This window comes from Stenotrophomonas sp. STEN021 (genome assembly GCF_056760175.1).
Genome location: NZ_JBRREH010000021.1, coordinates 36,366 through 54,876 on the forward strand (window position 1 = coordinate 36,366; position 18,511 = coordinate 54,876).

12 protein-coding genes are annotated in these 18,511 nt (G+C 64.6%); 6 read left to right on the forward strand and 6 right to left on the reverse strand.

What is annotated here, in order from left to right; genetic code table 11:
* Positions 1 to 146: 146 nt before the first annotated feature.
* Both ACVOL0_RS06710 and ACVOL0_RS06715 read left to right on the forward strand, forming a co-directional pair.
* Positions 147 to 1,793, forward strand: a complete 1,647-nt coding sequence (locus ACVOL0_RS06710; protein ID WP_481548450.1) for a catalase — start codon at positions 147 to 149, stop codon at positions 1,791 to 1,793.
* 156 nt (positions 1,794 to 1,949) lie between these two features.
* Positions 1,950 to 2,558 carry a DUF937 domain-containing protein gene (locus ACVOL0_RS06715; protein WP_481548451.1) on the forward strand — a complete coding sequence of 203 codons (609 nt, stop codon included), beginning with the start codon at positions 1,950 to 1,952 and terminating at the stop codon, positions 2,556 to 2,558.
* Positions 2,559 to 2,735: 177 nt separating this feature from the next.
* Here ACVOL0_RS06715 and nagA read toward each other — a convergent pair whose 3' ends face one another.
* Genes nagA through ACVOL0_RS06740 form a run of 5 tightly spaced genes read right to left on the reverse strand, consistent with a single transcriptional unit; the run spans position 2,736 to position 8,088 of the window.
* Complete coding sequence (gene nagA / locus ACVOL0_RS06720) at positions 2,736 to 3,848, reverse strand: N-acetylglucosamine-6-phosphate deacetylase (protein WP_481548452.1); 1,113 nt, start codon at positions 3,846 to 3,848, stop codon at positions 2,736 to 2,738.
* On the reverse strand, positions 3,845 to 4,627 hold the full coding sequence (locus ACVOL0_RS06725) for a DeoR family transcriptional regulator (RefSeq protein WP_282270845.1): 783 nt from the start codon (positions 4,625 to 4,627) through the stop codon (positions 3,845 to 3,847). Before ACVOL0_RS06725 ends, nagA begins: the two co-directional genes overlap by 4 nt.
* Before the next feature lie 26 nt (positions 4,628 to 4,653).
* A complete protein-coding gene (locus ACVOL0_RS06730; RefSeq protein ID WP_481548453.1) occupies positions 4,654 to 5,988 on the reverse strand; it encodes a D-tagatose-bisphosphate aldolase, class II, non-catalytic subunit in 1,335 nt (444 codons plus the stop codon).
* 2 nt (positions 5,989 to 5,990) lie between these two features.
* On the reverse strand, positions 5,991 to 6,941 hold the full coding sequence (locus tag ACVOL0_RS06735; RefSeq protein WP_481548454.1) for an ROK family protein: 951 nt from the start codon (positions 6,939 to 6,941) through the stop codon (positions 5,991 to 5,993).
* Positions 6,934 to 8,088, reverse strand: a complete 1,155-nt coding sequence (locus ACVOL0_RS06740; RefSeq protein WP_481548455.1) for an SIS domain-containing protein — start codon at positions 8,086 to 8,088, stop codon at positions 6,934 to 6,936. Before ACVOL0_RS06740 ends, ACVOL0_RS06735 begins: the two co-directional genes overlap by 8 nt.
* Positions 8,089 to 8,404: 316 nt before the next feature.
* On the opposite strand from ACVOL0_RS06740, the gene ACVOL0_RS06745 reads away from it, so the two are divergent.
* From ACVOL0_RS06745 to ACVOL0_RS06755, 3 genes are all read left to right on the forward strand, one after another.
* Positions 8,405 to 11,767, forward strand: coding sequence for a TIM-barrel domain-containing protein (locus ACVOL0_RS06745; RefSeq protein ID WP_481548456.1), 3,363 nt, complete (start codon positions 8,405 to 8,407; stop codon positions 11,765 to 11,767).
* A 123-nt stretch (positions 11,768 to 11,890) separates the two neighbouring features.
* Positions 11,891 to 14,866, forward strand: a complete 2,976-nt coding sequence (locus ACVOL0_RS06750; RefSeq protein WP_481548457.1) for a TonB-dependent receptor plug domain-containing protein — start codon at positions 11,891 to 11,893, stop codon at positions 14,864 to 14,866.
* Positions 14,867 to 14,982: 116 nt separating this feature from the next.
* Complete coding sequence (locus tag ACVOL0_RS06755; protein ID WP_481548458.1) at positions 14,983 to 16,338, forward strand: Gfo/Idh/MocA family protein; 1,356 nt, start codon at positions 14,983 to 14,985, stop codon at positions 16,336 to 16,338.
* 122 nt (positions 16,339 to 16,460) lie between these two features.
* Here the strand turns inward: ACVOL0_RS06755 and ACVOL0_RS06760 are convergent, their stop codons facing one another.
* Positions 16,461 to 17,915: an MATE family efflux transporter gene (locus ACVOL0_RS06760; RefSeq protein ID WP_481548459.1), complete on the reverse strand. Its 1,455-nt coding sequence runs from the start codon at positions 17,913 to 17,915 to the stop codon at positions 16,461 to 16,463.
* Between the two features lie 106 nt (positions 17,916 to 18,021).
* On the opposite strand from ACVOL0_RS06760, the gene ACVOL0_RS06765 reads away from it, so the two are divergent.
* On the forward strand, positions 18,022 to 18,429 hold the full coding sequence (locus ACVOL0_RS06765) for an RNA-binding S4 domain-containing protein (protein WP_481548460.1): 408 nt from the start codon (positions 18,022 to 18,024) through the stop codon (positions 18,427 to 18,429).
* Positions 18,430 to 18,511 lie beyond the last annotated feature (82 nt).

An 18,511-nucleotide genomic window follows, 5' to 3' on the forward strand; every position in this document is an offset into this window, starting at 1 on the left:
GCGCTGCATCAACAGGGCACGTTTATCCCGGCAAGCTGAGTAATAGGTAAGCCCTATCAGAGCGACCGGATCATTTGATTACTCATTTAACGCTTCCGTGGTTACAGTCGGTGGGAGCAAAACCCCAACGCCAGCAGGAGCCAGCAATGAGCAACGACAACAAGCCCACCTGTCCGTACCACAGCGCCCCCTCCCCCGAGCAGGCCGCACAGTCGCAACGCGACACCAGCACCACGCTCAAGCAGAAGCACGGCGACGCACCGGCAACACCGATGACCACCGCCTTCGGCGCGCCGGTGGTGGACAACCAGAACAGCAAGACCGCCGGCCCGCGCGGCCCGTTGCTGATGGAAGATGTCTGGCTGCTGGAAAAGCTCGCCAATCTCAACCGCGAAATCATTCCCGAACGCCGCATGCACGCCAAGGGTTCCGGCGCATTTGGCACCTTTACCGTCACCCACGACATCAGCAAGTACACCCGCGCCAAGCTGTTCTCGGCGGTGGGCAAGCAGACCGAGATGTTCGCCCGCTTCACCACCGTGGCCGGTGAGCGTGGCGCCGCCGATGCCGAGCGCGACATCCGCGGTTTTGCGCTGAAGTTCTATACGGAAGAAGGCAACTGGGACCTGGTCGGCAACAACACGCCGGTGTTCTTCCTGCGTGACCCGCGCAAGTTCGGTGACCTCAACAAGGCGGTCAAGCGCGACCCGCACACCAACCTGCGCAGCGCGCGCAATAACTGGGACTTCTGGACCCTGCTGCCGGAAGCGCTCATGCAGGTCACCGTGGTGATGAGCGACCGCGGCATCCCGCGCAGCTTCCGCCACATGAATGGCTTCGGTTCGCACACCTACAGCTTCACCAATGAAGGCGGCGAGCGCTTCTGGGTGAAGTTCCATTTCGTCACCCAGCAGGGCGTGCAGGCCCTGACCGACGCGCAGGCCGAAGTACTGGTCGGCAAGGACCGCGAAAGCCATGGCCGTGACCTGTTCCAGGCGATCGAGCGCGGCGAGTTCCCGAAGTGGAAGCTGTTCGTGCAGGTCATGCCGGAGCTGGAAGCGGAAACCTACCGCATCCATCCCTTCGACCTGACCAAGGTCTGGCCAAAGAGCGATTACCCCTTGATCGAAGTGGGCGAATTCGAACTCAACCGCAACCCGGTCAACTGGTACCAGGACGTGGAGCAGTCGGCCTTCGCACCGAGCAACCTGGTACCGGGCATCGGCCCGTCGCCGGACAAGATGTTGCAGGCGCGTCTGTTCGCTTACACCGACGCGCAGCGCTACCGGCTGGGCGTCAACCATCACCAGATCCCGGTCAACGCCGCCCGCTGCCCGGTCTTCAGCAACCACCGCGATGGCGCCATGCGTGTGGACGGCAACTACGGCGGCCTGCCGCATTACGAGCCCAACAGCTATGGCCAGTGGCAGGAACAGCCGCAGTACCGCGAGCCGGCCCTGAAGATCCGTGGCGATGCCGACTTCTGGAACTTCCGCGAAGACGACAACGACTACTTCAGCCAGCCGGGCGCACTGTTCCGCAGCTACAACGCGGCGCAGAAGCAGCGCCTGTTCGAGAACACCGCCCGCGCCCTGGGTGATGCGCCGGACTTCATCAAGCAGCGCCATATCGACAACTGCAACAAGGCCGACCCTGCCTATGGCGCGGGCATTGCCGCTGCCCTGCAGGCGCTTGCAGCTGCGCCCGCCTCTGCCGATCCGTTCGCACCACCGCCGCATCCGGGCAGCGACTTCCCCGCTGCTACGCCAGGCGCCGAGGACATCGAGCTGTAAGTCCGGTTCGCTGATCCAATGACGACACAGCACCGCCCGCCCTGCGCGGGCGGTGCTGTTTCTGCCCACAAACCAACACGTCATTGCCCCTTCACTTACGCCCCCTTGCGGGGGTTACCATGCCGCTCGGCAACCCACCCATTCAAGGAGTCCCCGATGAGTCTGACCGACGATCTTCTTTCCCAGCTGCAGGGCGCACCGTTGCAGCAGGTTTCGCAGCAGCTTGGCATCGACAGCCAGCAGGCCTCGGGCGCCATCAGCGCCGCGCTGCCGCTGCTGATGGGTGCACTGGGCAACAACGCAGCCAAGCCCCAGGGCGCCGAAGCGCTGTTCGGCGCGCTGCAGAACAACCACAGCGGCCTGGACATCGGCAGCGTGCTGGGCGCGGTAATGGGCGGCGGCAACAGCCCGGCAGCCAACGGCGCCGGCATCCTCGGCCACATTTTCGGCGGCAGCCAGGACCGTGCTGAAACCGGTCTGGCCCAGGCGACCGGCCTGAGCCCGAGCGCCTCCAGCCAGTTGCTGAAGATCCTCGCCCCGATCGTGATGGCCTATATCGCCCAGCGCATGAGCAGTGGCGCCGCACCGGCCAATCCGGACGGCCTGGCGCAGGTTCTTGGCCAGGAGAAGCAGCAGGTGGCCCAGGCCGGCGGCATTGGTGGCGGCCTGCTGGGCAGCGTGCTGGACCAGGACGGCGACGGCCAGTTCGGCGTCAGCGACCTGATCAAGCTGGGCAGCGGCCTGCTGGGTAGCGGCAAGCGCTGAGCTGGCAGAGGTTGATCGAAAACGCCACCGCAAGGTGGCGTTTTTGCTTTCTGTAGTGCCGAGCCATGCTCGGCAGAGGCCTTACCGGTAGAGCCCTTGTAGTGCCGAGCCATGCTCGGCAGAGGCCTTACCGGTAGAGCCCACTGCCGAGCATGGCTCGGCACTACATGGGGCGGATCAGTTTGGGTCGACCGGGTTGCCGGCTATCCATACCTGTTGCAATTTCAATTGCGGGTCCAGCACCACCATGTCCGCGCGCAGGCCCGGCGCGATGCGGCCGCGATCTTCCAGGCCGAGGTAATCGGCCTGGATGGTGGAGACACGTTGCGAGGCGTCGGCGAGTTCGAGGCCGACATCGACCAGATTGCGCAGTGCTTGATCCATGGTCAGTGCGCTGCCTGCGAGCGAGCCGGTGGAGAGCCGCACGCAGCCCATGCACTTGTGCACGCGTTGTTCGCCCAGTGCGTATTCGCCATCGGGCATGCCGGTGGCAGCGGTGGCATCGGTGACGGCATACAGGCGCGGGATCGCGCGTACCGCCATGCGGATGGCACCGCGATGCACGTGCTGCAGGTCGGGAATCAGTTCGGCATATTCGGCATGGGCCAAGGCGGCAGCAGCGATACCGGGCTTGTAGTGATCAACGCCGGTCATGCCGTTGAACAGATGGGTGAAGCCAACCGCACCAGCCTGCAGTGCGGCGACCGCATCGTCGTACGTGCCAGCGCTGTGGCCGATCTGCACGCGGATGCCCATCGCTGCCAAAGCCGGAATCAAGGCAGTGTGCTGGCCGATCTCCGGTGCAATCGTCAGCACCTTGATCGGGGCCAGGGCATGCAGGTGCTGCACGGACTCCAGCGTTGCTTCCAGCGTGCGTGGCGGCTGTGCGCCCAGCCGCTGCGGGCTGATGAAGGGGCCTTCCAGATGCACGCCGATGATCTGCGCGGCATCCACATCGGGTGTCGCCATCACCTGGGCGACACCGCGCAGGGCGTTCTCGATCTCCGCGTACTCGGCGGTCATCGTCGTGCCGAGCAGGGTGGTGGTGCCGTAGCGGGCATGGGTGTGGGCGATGTGGCGGGCGACATCGCCGCCCTGCATCAGGTCCACACCAGCCGCGCCATGCACGTGCAGGTCGATGAAGCCGGGCAGGATGATGGGCAGCTCGCCGCCGTCGCCGGCGTGGTCTTCCACGTCCAGCGTGCGCAGCTGCTGGTCGAAGTGAACGTGGCCGCGGCGCCAGCCCAAGGGAGTGAGGATGCGGCCGTACAGGCCGCGGGTAGCGGTCATAGTGGTGGCTCGGCGGTGATCACTTCGATGCCCTGGCGCTGCAGCCCCTCGCGGGTGGCATCGTCGATGCCGGTATCGGTGATGATGGCGTGGATCTGGTCGAGGCGGGCGATGCGGTGCAGGCTCACCCGGCCGAATTTGGAGGCGTCGGTGAGCACCACGATGCGCCGTGCGCGCTCGACCATGCGGTGATTGAGGCGGGCTTCGGCTTCGTCATGGGTGGTCAGGCCGAACTGCAGGTCCAGACCGTCCACGCCAAGGAACAAGGTGTCGAAGCTGTAGGAGGTGAGGCTGGCTTCGGCCTGGCTGCCCTGCAGCGACAGCGACTGCTTGCGCAGCAGGCCGCCGGTCAGCAGTACGTTGACGGCCGGTGCGTTGGCCAGCTCCCAGGCGATGTTCAAACCATTGGTCATCACCGTGACATCGCGGTGGTCGCGCAGGTGTCGGGCCAGGGTCATGGTGGTGGAGCCGGAGTCGATGATGATGTTGTCGCCGGGCTGCACCAGCTGCGCGGCGCGCATGCCGATGGATTCCTTCAGCGACAGGTTCAGCGCATCTTTCTCGTGGATGTCCTGTTCCTGCGGCGGCATGCGTACCAGGGTCGCGCCACCGTGGGTGCGCGTGGCCAGGCCCTGGGCCTCAAAGTGGCCCAGGTCGGTACGGATGGTCACCGCCGACACGCCGAACTGGTCAACCAGTTCGGCAACCTGCACCGAGCCTTGGTCGATCAGGCGTTGCAGGATCTGCTGTCGGCGGGGACGGGTATTGCGCATGGTCAGCTCTCTTGTGCGTTTGAAAGCGGAGATTAACCGTTCGCAAGGTTTTGGGTACGCAAACTTTCGCTTTGCTTGCGCGTACCTGCCTGATTGGCGCTGCAGGCGCGCGCATATTCGCCCAGGCACTGGCCGACGCGATGCTGCACCAGGGCCGTTGGCGTGGCGGCCAACTGGCCCTCGCGCACGGCCACGTACTGGCCAGGCAGGTATTGGCTGAGCAGTACCAGCGGCGGGGTGTGCTGTTCCAGGTTGGCAAACAGCGTCTGCACCGCCTGCAGCAGCTCCGGTTCGCCCCAGTAATAGCGGCAACGGTCACTGAAGGCGTAGGAGCGCAGCAGGCGCAGCGTGGCTTCGTCGCCGTGGTAATGCGCCTGCCAGTTCTTCGGCTTGGCCAGCATCACCTGTTCCAGCACCTGCGGCAGCCTGGAGCACTGCGCGGCGGGCAGCAGTTCGGCTTCGATCGCGGCGAGTGCGAACAGCGCTTCGCGGTAGGCAAACGTTGCCGCAGGGCCGACCTTGAGGATCGCGAAGTGATCGCGCACCAATGCATGCAGGCCGGACTCGCGCTGATAGTCGGTCGAGTGCGCTTCAAACACGATGCGCGGCTGCTGTTCGAGGAAATCAGCCAGCTCGCTGGCAGCGGCGGCGTCGTATTCGTGCACGCTGCTGTGGTCGAAGTCCACGCCCGGCTGCACCACCATGGCGATCACGCGCAGCCAGGCATCACGCAGTTCCGGTGTGTCGAAGGCCTGCTGATGGATGGCCAGGGTCTGCGCGGCAGCGGCCGGCGTGGTGACCGCGAGGCCGCCTGCCAGCGAGGCTTCGCCACCGGGAATCGGCACTTCGGTACCGATCACGTAGACCGGCGGCGGCAGGCCGTTGGCCTTGGCAGTCGCTTCGGCGATGACTGCCAGTTCGGCCGAGCGTGCGGCGACGGTGGCGTCCGGCAGCGGGGTCGGGTCGTCGGCGCAGGACATGCTGCAGTCGAGATGAATCTTGTGGAAGCCAGCGGCGACATAGGCTTCGATCAGCACGCGCGCGTTGGCCATCGCTTCGGCGGCCGGCTGCTTCTGCCAGGCGTTGGGGCCGAGATGGTCGCCGCCCAGGATCAGCTGCGCGCGCGGGAATCCTTCTTCATCGGCGAGTGCTTCCACATAGGCGCGGTACTGCGGCGGGGTCATGCCGGTGTAACCACCGAACTGGTCGACCTGGTTGGAGGTGGCTTCGATCAACAGCACGGTGCCGTGCTGCGCGGCCACATGCATTGCAGCGCGCAACACCTGTTCGTTGCTGCAGCAGACGCTGTACAGGCCGACATTGTGGCCTTGGCGATGAGAGGCAAGCAGGGATTGCAGCGGTGACATGGTCAAGCTCCGGGAATCAGGTAAGCGGGTTGGCAGGCGAGCAGGGCGGCGCCACGGGCACCGCCGGCATCGCCGAAGCGCGGTGGCACGATGGGCGGCACTTCCACGCCGTTGAACAGATGTGCGGCGATGGCCGCGGGCAGCTGCTGGTAGAGCGGCGCGTACTGCGACAGGCCGCCACCGAGCACGATGACGTGCGGGTCCAGCGCGAGAATCAGCGCGGCGAAACTGTGGCCGAGCAGGTCGCGATGGATATCCAATGCCTGCATGGCGCGGATGTCACCGGCCTCGGCCTGGGCGATGACTTCGCTGGCGTTGGCCGCATTGCCGCCAAGATGGCGTTCGATCATGGCCACGCCGCTGCCGGAGACATAGCGCTCCACGCAGCCGCGCAGGCCGCAGCCACACTCCAGCAGTGGCAGACCGTGCCGTTGCAGCAGGTTGGCTGGAACACTCCAGTGGCCCCATTCGCCGGCCAGGCCGTTGAAGCCACCGACCAGCTTGCCGTGCAGGCAGTAACCACCGCCGGCACCGGTGCCGAGGATGGCGCCGAACATGCTGGCGTAACCGTTCGCCGCGCCACCGTGTGCTTCCGACAATGCAAAACACTGCAGGTCGTTGCCGAAGTGCAGCGGTCGCTGCAGGCGCGCCTGCAGGTCGGCGCTGACGCATTGGCCGGTCAGTGCCGGTACGTTGGCACTGAGCTGGCGGCCACTGCGCCGCTCGCGCACGCCGGGCAGGGCGATGCCGATGGCCTGCGCGCGTTGGCCGAGTTCTGCATCGGCATCTGCAACCAGCGTTTCCACCGCCTGCAGGAAACCGTTGTAGTCGCCCTGCGGGGTCGCGATGCGTTTGCGCCACACGACCTGCAGGGCGGCATCGCAGGCCACCAGTTCAATCTTGGTACCGCCAATGTCGATGCCATAACAGGCCGGGGCGCGGGTATCAGCCATGGTGGATGGTGACGCCCTTGACCACGCGGTTGACGGTGCCGTCCGGGAACGGATTATCCGGGGTCAGGCCGAGTGCGGCCGAGCGCTGCAGTGCGTACAGCTGTGCGAACGGCAGCCACACCGGCGCCAGCCAGCTGTCGGGCAGGGCAGGCACGGACAAGGTGTAGTCGTCATGGATGCCCAGGTCCGAGTGCGGGCCGATCGACAGCACCTTGCCGGCAACGCCATCACCGCGCAGTTCTTCCAGCAGATCCTGTTCGTAGCGACGCGACAGCGGCTCGGCGCTGCGCAGCACGACGACCAGGGTTTCATCATTGAGCGTGGACTTGGGGCCGTGGCGGAAACCCAGCGGGGTATTGGCCAGTGCCAGCACGCGGCCGGCAGTGAGTTCCAATACCTTCAGCGCAGCTTCGCGGGCCAGCGCTTCCAGCGGACCACTGGCAAGGTAGATAACGCGGTTGTATGGCTGCGCAGCGAGTGCAGCGACCACAGCATCCCAGTTGTCCAAGCCCTGGCGCGCGAGTGCGGCAACCTGCTGCAGGCGCTGTACACGCTCGGCCCAGGGGGCGCTGTCGAACACGGTCAGTGCGGTCAGCAGCATGCAGCTCAGGCTGCTGGTCATGGCGAAGGCGCGGTCGCAGCTGGCGGCCGGCATCAGCAGCGTGCAGGTGTCGTCACGACCGGCGCCACGGCGGGCCAGTTCGCCGTCGGCATTGCAGGTGATGTCGAGGAAGCGGGCATCGTCGACGTCGGCGCGGACGCGGTCGACGGCGGCCACGCTTTCCGGGCTGGAGCCGCTGCGGCCGAACGACACCAGCAGGGTCGGGCGGTCGCGCTGCAGGTACAGCGCCGGGTGGGTGAGCAGGCTGGTGGTGTGCACGGCGCGCACTTCGGCCGGCCACTGCGCATTGATGGTGTCGGCCACCATCTCGGCGATGAAACCGGAGCTGCCGGCGCCAGTGAAGATCACCCGCTGGCGCGGATCGGACAGGCGCTGCCCAAGGAAATCCTGCAGGCGCGTGCTGGCCTGTTGCAGGTCGATGGCAAGGGTTTCCCACAGCGCGGGCTGCTGGGCGATTTCGGTAGCGGTATCGGCTCCGCCCAGGCGCTGCCAGGCGGTCAGATCGTGAAGCAGGGTGGCATCCATGTGTGATTCCTGATTGGCCAGCGCACCATCTTTCTTTTCTTTCGGAATGTCAAATACCGAAAGCAAAACGAAAGAATTTATTTAATTAGACTTTGCTGACTTGAGAATCGTCCGAAGCGAAAGGTTTCCCGGGAAACCCTTTCGCAGCAATGAATACGCTCAGCTGCGCGATGTGAAAGTTGTTGCTGTGCATCATCTTTCGATTGCAAGAAATATTACTTATCTTTTGCTTTCATTTTGTTGACATCTTTCGATTTCCTGCCCTAGAGTCGGCGCACTCGGTTTCGAAACGCCCGTTGAACGGGTTGGAGGCAAGGTGGAACACTGCGTTCGTCAATCGCCGCTGCTGCTGGCGCTGCTTTCGGCCTTGTTGTTGCCGGCAGTGACCGCACAGGCCGAGCCCATCGGCAATCTGCGCTCCGTCACCGCCAGCGATGGCCGTGACGGCGTGCGTGCCTGGGACGTACGCAGTGACAACGGCAGCACCCTGCGCATCGAGGTGCTGGCCAACGACATCGTGCATGTGCAGGCCGGCCGCAACGGCAAACTGACCGGCGCCGGCGACAAGGCCGCGCCCATCGTGTTGCCGCAGCCCGTGCAGCAGGTGCAGGCGCGGCTGGAAGAAGACGCGCAGGAAATCCGCGTGCGTACCCCGGCGCTGGTCCTGCATGTGCAGCGGCAGCCCCTGCAGCTGCGGCTGGAGCGTCTGGATGGTGGCAAGCCGGTGTCGCTATGGCAGGAACAGCAGCCGTTGGATCTGGGCGCCGAACAGAGCGTGCAGGTGCTGTCCTCGCAGGCCGATGAAGCCTTCTACGGCGGCGGCCAGCAGAACGGCCGTTTCCAGTTCAAGGGCCGCGAGCTTGAAGTTTCCTATTCCGGTGGCTGGGAAGAGGGCGACCGCCCGAGCCCGGCGCCGATGCTGCTCAGCTCACGCGGCTGGGGCATGTTGCGCAATACCTGGAGCGACGGCAGCTATGACCTGCGCCAGCCGGACCAGGCCACGTTGCTGCACCGCGAAGATCGCTTCGACGCCTATTACTTCGTCGGCAATGATCTGCAGCGTCTGCTGGAGCGCTACACCCAGCTGACCGGCCGGCCGAACATGGTCGCGCGCTGGGCGCTGTCCTATGGCGACGCCGACTGCTACAACGACGGCGACAACATCAAAAAGCCTGGCAGCGTGCCCGAAGGCTGGAGCGATGGCCCCACCGGCACCACTATCGACGTGGTCAACAGCGTCGCTGCCAAGTACCGCGAAAACGACATGCCGGGCGGCTGGATCCTGCCCAACGATGGTTACGGCTGCGGTTACAAGCAGTTGCCGGAAACCGTGCAGGGCCTGGCCAAGTACGGCTTCAAGACCGGCCTGTGGACCGAGAACGGCGTCGACAAGATTGCGTGGGAAGTCGGCAAGGCCGGCAGCCGCGTGCAGAAGCTGGACGTGGCCTGGACCGGGCAGGGCTATCAGTTCGCGATGGATGCCAATCGCCAGGCGTTTGACGGCATCCTCAACAATTCCGATTCGCGCCCCTTCCTGTGGACGGTGATGGGTTGGGCCGGCATCCAGCGTTATGCGGTTGCATGGACCGGTGACCAGAGCAGCAGCTGGGATTACATCCGCTGGCACGTGCCGACCCTGGTGGGTTCGGGCCTGTCGGGCATGGCCTACGCCAGCGGCGACGTCGATGCGATCTTCGGTGGCAGCGCCGAGACCTTCACCCGCGACCTGCAGTGGAAGACCTTCACTCCGGTGCTGATGGGCATGTCCGGCTGGTCGTCGAACGCGCGCAAGCACCCCTGGGCCTTCGACGAGCCCTACCGTTCGATCAACCGCGACTACCTCAAGCTGAAAATGCGCCTGACCCCGTATATGTATGGGCTGGTGCACGATGCCGCACAAAGCGGTGCGCCGCCGGTACGCGGGCTGATGTGGGACAACCCGCAGGACCCGCACGCGCAGGACGAAACCTACAAGTACCAGTTCCTGCTCGGCCGTGATCTGCTGGTGGCGCCGGTGTATCGCAGCCAGGCGGCAAGCCGTGGCTGGCGCCGCGACATCCATCTGCCGGCCGGTGGCTGGTACGACTATTGGGATGGCCGCCATCTGCAGGCCGGTGCCGAAGGCAGGCAGCTCGACCGTCCGGTCGAACTGGCGACGCTGCCGGTGTTCGTGCGTGCCGGCGCGATCCTGCCGATGTATCCGGAGATGCTGTTCGACGGCGAGAAGCCGCTGGATGAAGTGACCTTCGATCTGTATCCGCAGGGCGAGTCCAGCTACACGCTGTACGAAGACGATGGCAGCACCCGCCGTTACCAGAAGGGTGAGTCCAGCACGCAGCAGATCCGCGTGCAGGCACCGGCGCAGGGCAGTGGCCCGGTGCAGGTGGAGATCGCGCCGGTACAGGGCGAGTATCAAGGTCAGTTGGCGCAGCGCCGTTACGGCCTGCGCGTGTTGAATCGCAGCGCACCGACTGCCGTGCAACTGGATGGCCGCACGCTGCCCAGGCTGGCTGATGCCGCTGCATTGCAGGCAGCCAGCGAGGGCTGGTACTTCGATGGCAAGGAGCGCAAGGGCACCCTGCACGTGCGTACTGCCAGCCAGGACATCCGCGCGCCGCTGAACCTGCAGCTGGATTTCCCGGTCGCCGCCGCGCTGGCCGACGACGCCTTCCCGAACGCACCGGAGCTGGGCCGCGCGCTGCCGTCTGACAGCCTGCTGGTGGTCAACCGCCCGGCCGAAGAACCCGGCCATCCGCTGGAAAACGCCTTCGACGACGATCCGGCGACGTGGTTCCGTAGCGTGCGCAACCAGGCCATCCGCACCGGCGCCCACGAATGGGTGGTGGGTTTTGGCGAGCGCAAGCTGATTGATGGCATCGAGCTGGCACCGCGCAACGACCAGCACTGGAAGCATGGTCAGGTGCGTGATTACGAAATCTACATGGCCGACAGCAATGGCGAGTGGGGCAAGCCGATTGCCAGTGGTCACCTGCAGCTGAAGCAGGAACTGCAGCGCATCGATTTCCCGGCCCATGCCGGCCGTCTGCTGCGCTTCCGCGTGCTCAGCGTGCAGAACCCCGACGGTGACGGCGCAAGTGGCGCCGATCCGATGGTGACCGCAGCGCAGGGCAGCACCGCACGTGCGGTGGATGCACTGCAGCCGCGCGATGTTGGCCCGATTGCACTGTCCACCTTCCACATCCTCGAGCAGCAAACGGTCGAGCGGCCGGCGCGACAGCTATACCTCTCCCAGCTGCCGCTGCCGGCCGTGTTGGCCGCCCAGGTGCATGCCGACCGTTCGTTCGCTGCCGCGGTGCCGATGCGCATGAACGGCTTGCAGTTCCGCCGTGGCCTCGGCGTCGGCGCACAGAGCCGCATCGACATGAGCTTGAAGGGCCAGTGGAAAACGTTGCGCGCCGACCTCGGCGTCGATGACCAATGCCGTCAGGCCGGTGGTCTGCAGTTCCAGGTATGGGGTGATGACCGCCTGCTCTATGACAGCGGCTTCGTCAAAGCGCCGGGCGTGGTCAAGCCCGAGCTCGACATCCGCGGTCTGTCCAGACTGAGTCTGCGCACCTTGGGCGCGCAGGGTAGCCAACCGTCCCAGGTCTGCGCCAACTGGGCCAACGCCGTACTGATAGGCGAGGAGGGCGATTCCGCCGACATCCTCGCCCCATGACCCACCCGTAACACCGCTCCTCCCACCGGATTACCCCCGGCTACGGTCCAAGAACCGTGGCATGGGATCGCTTTGCCCGCCAACTGCTTTTTTTTTGCGTGCCCTTGCCAGGAGAGAACCCCGATGTTGCCAGCCAACCGCAGTGCCAAACGCTGTTTGCAAGCTCCACTATCGTTGGCTGTTGCCAGCGTGCTGTTCGCCATCGCCGCACCTGCCTTCGCGCAGGACAAGGCCGATAAGGAAAAGGACAAGACCACCGAGTTGGCCCGCATCGAGGTCACCGGTTCCAACATCCGCCGCACCGATGTGGAAACCGCATCGCCGGTGCAGGTGATCAGCAAGCAGGACATCGAAAACATGGGCGCGCGCACGCTGTTGCAGGTGCTCGACAATCTGCCGGCGGCACGACCGGGCCAGGTTGATTCCAAGTCGTTGTTCTCCGGTTCCGATGGTGCTTCACAGGCCAACCTGCGCGGCCTCGGCGCACAGGGCACGCTGGTGCTGTTGAATGGCCGCCGTCTGTCGTACTACGGCGCACCGGCTGGCTTCCAGACCCAGTTCGTCAACATCGATGCCATTCCTGCCGCCGTCATCGAGCGCATGGAAGTGCTGACCGATGGCGCGTCGGCCGTGTACGGCACCGATGCGGTGGCAGGCGTCATCAACGTCATTACCAAGAGCAGCTACCAGGGCCTGGAAGTCAGCGGCACCTGGGACACCGCTTCGCGTTTTGATTCGTTCGGTGAAAAGCAGGCCAGCGTCACTGGCGGTTTCGGCGACATGGCCGAGGACGGCTACAACGTCTATGCCAGCATCAACCTGTATGAGCGCGACGGCATTCCGGACAGCGAGTGGTACCTGAAGCACCCGGGCCAGTTCTACGTCAACAATCCGGACTACATCAAGAATCTGCGGCTGGACACCGGCAGTGCGCCGGGCGTGTTCAACCCCGGCTATTACTACGCCATCGATCCGGTCACCGGCGTGCGCAAGGACGAGGCTGCACCGGGCTGCAACAACGTACTGCAGGTCAGCAGTGGCACCCGCTGTATCTGGCAGACCTGGATGAACCGGCAGATCAACGGCGGCGCCGATTCCAAGCGCGTCACTGCCTACGTCAATGGTCATTACCAGCTCAATGACAGCACCGAGGCATTCGCCGAAGTCACCTATACCGACATCGACCTGCACGCCAACGGCGGCACCCCGCGCGCTTACGGCACCACCACCGGCAATCCGCAGAGCTGGTTCTCGCGCAACACCGGCAACACGGTCAACCAGTTCCTGACCCCGTGGCTCGGCCCGAACAACGAATACAACCACGCCAGCCCGGAGTTGAAGGCGATGAATGGCGGTGTGGTCGGTTTGGGTTACCTGCTGCAGGACGTCGGCGGTGGCCACTTCGGTCAGCGCAATACCGACGACAGCTACCGTGTGGTGGCAGGTCTGCGTGGTGCTGCTGGCGACTGGAACTGGGAAACAGCGTTCGCCACCGCCGGTTCGCACTCGGTCACTTACCAGACCACCAACGTCAACCTGAAAGGCTTCGAGAAAGCCTTCGGTCCGTACACCATCGATCCGGGTACCGGCCGCGTCATCATTTCCGATCATCCCGCCTATAAGTTCGGTGAGATCAGTGAAGCCAACGCGGCGCTGATCCGCGAAGCCTTCCCGACCTTCGACATCGAGTCGTGGACCCGCCTGCACACCCTGGACGGCAAGATCGAAGGCCCGCTGTTCAACATGCCGGCTGGCGAAGTGCGCGCGGCCTTCGGCTTCAATGCCACCCGCGAGACCTTCTACACCCCGGGCAACCCGGACGCTGCCAACGGCCTGATCACCCAGCAGGGCGGCTCGTGGTTCGACGGCAAGCGCAACACCTATGCGCTGTTCTCCGAAGCCGTGGTGCCGCTCACCGAGAAGCTCGAGATGGACCTGGCACTGCGCCTGGACAAGTACCCGGGCTTCAGCGCCAATGCCGCACCGAAGATCGGCCTGAAGTACCAGGCACTACCGCAACTGGTGCTGCGTGGTACCTATTCGGAAGGCTTCCGTGCACCGAGCCTGGCTGAAGCGGGTAGCGGTGGCGTGTATGCGCAGATCGGCGGCTACCGTGATGAAGTCCGTTGCGCCGAAACCAATGCGATCGCCGGCCTGCTGCGGCAGTCCAACCGCGTCGTCGACAAGGACCTGGGCAACAGCCTGTGGAACAGCGATTGCGCCCGCAACGTGGCGCGCATGACGCAGCCCAACCAGGACCTGAAGCCGGAGAAGGCGAAGATCGCCACGCTGGGCGTCGTGCTGGAGCCGACCGATTGGCTGTCGGTGTCGGCCGACTACTGGTTCGTGTACCGCCGCGATGAAATCGTCGCACCGGACTACAGCAAGGAAGAAGACATCGATTCGATGACGCGTTTCCCGATCACCGAGTCCGACAAGTCCAACCTCGCTGCACTGGCTGCGATGTGCAACGACCCTGCCAGCGGCGTGACCTGTCCGGGCACCTTGCCGGGCTACAGCATCGGCAACGTGGCCAGCGTGATCGGTCAGTACAGCAACCGTGGCCGCACCCTTATCGACGGCTTCGACGTCGATCTGCGCAGCCGCTTCGACCTGGGTGAATGGGGCCGCCTGAACATCGGTGTGGCCGCGACGATTGCCAACCGCAACATGTACAACTCCGACAACGGTGACGGCTGGTACTACGGCAACGTGGTTGGCTACTACAACAACCCGAAGGTCCGCGCCACGTTCAATACCAACTGGACCTACGGCAAGTGGGATACCGGCTTCTACGTCAACTATGTCGGCGGCACCAAGTGGGCCTATGACCGCATCGATGCGCAGGACAACAACGCGCAGACCTGCACGGGCAGCTTCCTCGATCTGGCCCCCGGCCATTGCGGTGGCGCACCGGCATGGTGGACGGCCAACCTGAGCGTCAACTGGCGTCCGATCGAGAAGCTGAGCGTCGGTGTGACGGTGAAGAACCTGTTCAACCGCCTGCCGTTCTACGATCCGAACGACTGGATGAACTTCTCCGGCTATGCCAACAACTTTGGTCGCATCTACAGCGTGACCGCCACCTACAAGTTCTGATCCACCGCAGCAGTGCTTCCCCCTCATGCATTGCATGAGGGGGAAGACAGTGACACCGTCAGCACGGTCGTGGCACACCTGCCATCACCGGCACGACCCCTGAAAGAGGAAACACAATGAAGCGTAGGGAATTCATCATGGCCAGCGCGGCCTTGGCCGCCACCAGCCTGCTGCCGAATACGCCAGCCTGGGCATGTGGCCGCAAGGTGCGCCTTGGCGTGATCGGCACCGGCATGCGAGGCCAGGTACTGCTGAAGGAACTGGTACGCCGCGACGACGTCGAAGTGGTTGCCCTGTGCGACATCGAGCCGATCATGCTCGGCCGCGCCATGGACATGGTGGCCAAGGCTGGCAAGCCCGCGCCGCAGGCCTATGGCGCGGACCGTGACCAGAATGCCTGGAAGCGCCTGCTGGAGCGGCGCGGCCTGGATGGCGTGATCATCGCCACCCCGTGGGAGCTGCATGCACCGATGGCGATCGCGGCGATGCAGGCCAAGGTCGCGGTGGGCTGCGAAGTGGTTGCCGGCATCACCCTGCAGGACCATTGGGATGTGCTCAATACCCAGCTCAGCACCGGCACCCCGTACATGCTGCTGGAGAACGTCTGCTACCGCCGTGACGTGATGGCCGCGCTGCAGATGGTGCGTCAGGGCCTGTTCGGCGAACTGGTGCACCTGCAGGGCGGTTACCAGCACGACTTGCGTGGAGTGAAGTTCAACTCGGGTGATCCGTCGCAGCCCTATGACAGCGGCGTCGAGTTCGGCGCCAAGGGCTGGTCGGAAGCACGCTGGCGCACCGAGCACTCGGTCGAGCGCAATGGCGAGCTGTATCCCAGCCACGGCATCGGCCCCTGCGCGATGTATACCGGCATCAACCGTGGCAACCGTTTCACCCATATCAATGCCTTCGCCAGCAAGGCGCGCGGCCTGCACGAGTACACCGTGGCCAAGAGCGGTGGCACCACCCATCCGAGCACCAAGGTCAAGTTCAAGCTCGGCGATATCGTCACCACCACGCTGGCCTGCGAGAACGGCGAGACCATCCTGCTGCAGCACGACACCTCCTTGCCGCGTCCGTACTCGATGGGCTTCCGTGTGCAGGGCACCAAGGGGCTGTGGATGGACGTCAACCACGGCATCCATATCGAAGGCCGCAGCCCGCCGCACCAGTGGGAAGAGTTCAAAACCTACCAGGACCAGTACGAGCACCCGCTGTGGAAGCAGCATGCTGACACTGCCGCCAGCGCCGGTCACGGTGGCATGGACTGGTTCGTGATCCACGCCTTCGTGGAAGCACTGAAGGCCAAGGCACCGATGCCGATCGACATCTACGATGCCGTGACCTGGAGTGCGATCACGCCGTTGTCCGAGCAGTCGATCGCCAACAGCTTCCAGACCCTGGAGTTCCCGGACTTCACCAAGGGCCTGTGGCAGCAACGCAAGCCGATCTTCGCCTTCGACGGCAGTTATTGATCCGCCGTGTTTCTGCCCCCTCCCTTGCGCCGAAGGCGTAGGGGAGGGTTGGGGAGGGGTTGGGCTTTTAGGCCTTTCCAGCAATGCCAGCTTCGCGGCTGACGCCGCTCCTACAGCGCTGTCTAGCGTTCCAATTCCACGTCAGGATCCGCCACCGGTGACGGCGGCGTCGCCGGCACTTCCGCCGGGGTGGCCTGCGCTGGCTTGTCGAGGATGCTGGCGCTGCGCCAATTACCCCAGCGGTAATAGGCCATGATCATCAGCATCGAGCACAGGGCGCTGACCGGGAAGCTCCACCAGATCGCATCGGCACCAAAGCGTGGCTGCAGCCACAGCGCGAACGGTACACGGATGCCCCACATGCCGATTGCCAGGATCAACAGCGGTGGCAGCACCGCGCCGGTGGAACGGACCACGCCGGACAGCACGAAGTTGACGCCGAAGAACAGGAACGACCACACCGCGATGTGGTTCAGATGGCGGCCGATTTCCAGCGCCTCGCTGGCTGCCGGCAGGAACAAGGCCAAGGTGCTGCGATCAAACAGGATGATTGGTGCGATCAGGGCACCGGTCAGCAGGAAATTGAACAGCACGCCGGTACGCGCCGTGGCTTCCACCCGTGGCCAGAGGCCGGCGCCGACGTTCTGTGCGGCCATCGTCGAGCAGGCTGCGCCAATGGCCATGGCCGGCATCTGCACATAGGTCCACAACTGCATCGCCGCGCCATAGGCCGAGGCGGTTTCCACCCCGTAGCCATTGACCATGCTGATCATCATGATCATCGCCAGCGAGATCAGGATCATCTGCAGGCCCATCGGCACGCCCTTGACCACCAGCGCCTTGAGGATGACGGTGTCGATCTTCAGCAGGCCGATGTCCTTGCGCCCCAGCCACAGCATGTGTCGTTTGTTGCGCAGGTAGAGCATCAGCCCGGCCAGCGCCAGGCCCTGCGAGAAGAAGGTGGCCCACGCCGCGCCGGCAATGCCGAGCTCCGGGAATGGCCCCACACCGAAGATCAGCAGCGGGTTGAAGGCGATATCCATCAGCACCGCCAACAGCAGGAAGCGGAACGGCGTGCGCGCATCGCCGGCACCGCGCAGGGCGGCGGTAATGAAGGCAAATGCGTACAGCAGCGGCATCGCCAGGAAGATCACCTTCAGATAGGCATCGGCCATCGGCAGCGATTCGGCCGGTGTGCCCATCGCCAGCAGCAGGCGGTGCGACAGGAACCAGCCCAGCACCGCGATCACCGCAGACAGGCTGATGAAGAAGGTGGCGCTGGTGCCCATCACCCGCCGTGCCTGTGGCAGGTCCTTGGCGCCGATGGACTGGCCGATCAGGATGGTGGCGGCCATGCCGATGCCGAATACCGAGCCGATCAGGAAGAACATGATGTTGTTGGCGTTGGCCGTGGCGGTCAGCGCCGCCTCGCCGAGGAACTTGCCGACCCAGATGGCATTGACCGACCCGTTCAGCGACTGTGCGATGTTGCCAGCCAGAATGGGTAGCGCGAACATCAGCAGGCTGGTGCCGATCGGGCCTTCGGTCAGTGAGCGGGTTTGCTTGGTTTTCGACATGGACAACGTTGTCGGGATCGGGGCAGGCACACTAGCATCTTGCAGGTGAGGGTGCCGGAGTCAGGTATCAACGATGGGTGACTTACACAGGAGTCATGGCAACGCGATGAGTGGTGACGTCGTAGTGGTAGCAAGCATTCGTCTTGACGTGTGGCTGTGGGCTGCGCGTTTCTTCAAGACCCGCAGCCTGGCCAAGCAGGCGGTGGAGACCGGCAAGGTGGACGTGGAAGGGCAACGCCCCAAGTCGTCCCGCGCCATTCGGCTGGGCGATGCGCTGCGGGTGCAGCGTGGCGATGAGGTTTTCGAGATCGCCGTACGCGGGCTCAGTGACAAACGCGGTTCGGCGCCGGTAGCGCAGGCCATGTACGAAGAGTCGGCGGCCTCGAAGCAGGCGCGTCACGAACTGCACCTGCGTCGTGCCGCAGAACGCACCGGCTACCAGGCCCCGGAGCACAAACCCGACAAGCGCGCCCGGCGTTTGATCCGTGCCCTGGGCGACCTCGACGCGCTCTGATCCGCCCGCCCGGCAAACGATTCACCGTAGTGCCGAGCCATGCTCGGCAGTGGGCTCTACCGGTAAGGCCTCTGCCGAGCAT

Excerpts from the sequence above, each read along its gene's own strand:
- ACVOL0_RS06715 (WP_481548451.1), top strand. The coding sequence starts at position 1,950 with ATGAGTCTGACCGACGATCTTCTTTCCCAGCTGCAGGGCGCACCGTTG.
- ACVOL0_RS06730 (WP_481548453.1), bottom strand. The coding sequence starts at position 5,988 with ATGTCACCGCTGCAATCCCTGCTTGCCTCTCATCGCCAAGGCCACAAT.
- ACVOL0_RS06735 (WP_481548454.1), bottom strand. The coding sequence starts at position 6,941 with ATGGCTGATACCCGCGCCCCGGCCTGTTATGGCATCGACATTGGCGGT.
- ACVOL0_RS06760 (WP_481548459.1), bottom strand. The coding sequence starts at position 17,915 with ATGTCGAAAACCAAGCAAACCCGCTCACTGACCGAAGGCCCGATCGGC.
- ACVOL0_RS06750 (WP_481548457.1), top strand. The coding sequence starts at position 11,891 with ATGTTGCCAGCCAACCGCAGTGCCAAACGCTGTTTGCAAGCTCCACTA.
- ACVOL0_RS06765 (WP_481548460.1), top strand. The coding sequence starts at position 18,022 with ATGAGTGGTGACGTCGTAGTGGTAGCAAGCATTCGTCTTGACGTGTGG.
- ACVOL0_RS06755 (WP_481548458.1), top strand. The coding sequence starts at position 14,983 with ATGAAGCGTAGGGAATTCATCATGGCCAGCGCGGCCTTGGCCGCCACC.
- nagA (WP_481548452.1), bottom strand. The coding sequence starts at position 3,848 with ATGACCGCTACCCGCGGCCTGTACGGCCGCATCCTCACTCCCTTGGGC.
- ACVOL0_RS06740 (WP_481548455.1), bottom strand. The coding sequence starts at position 8,088 with ATGGATGCCACCCTGCTTCACGATCTGACCGCCTGGCAGCGCCTGGGC.
- ACVOL0_RS06710 (WP_481548450.1), top strand. The coding sequence starts at position 147 with ATGAGCAACGACAACAAGCCCACCTGTCCGTACCACAGCGCCCCCTCC.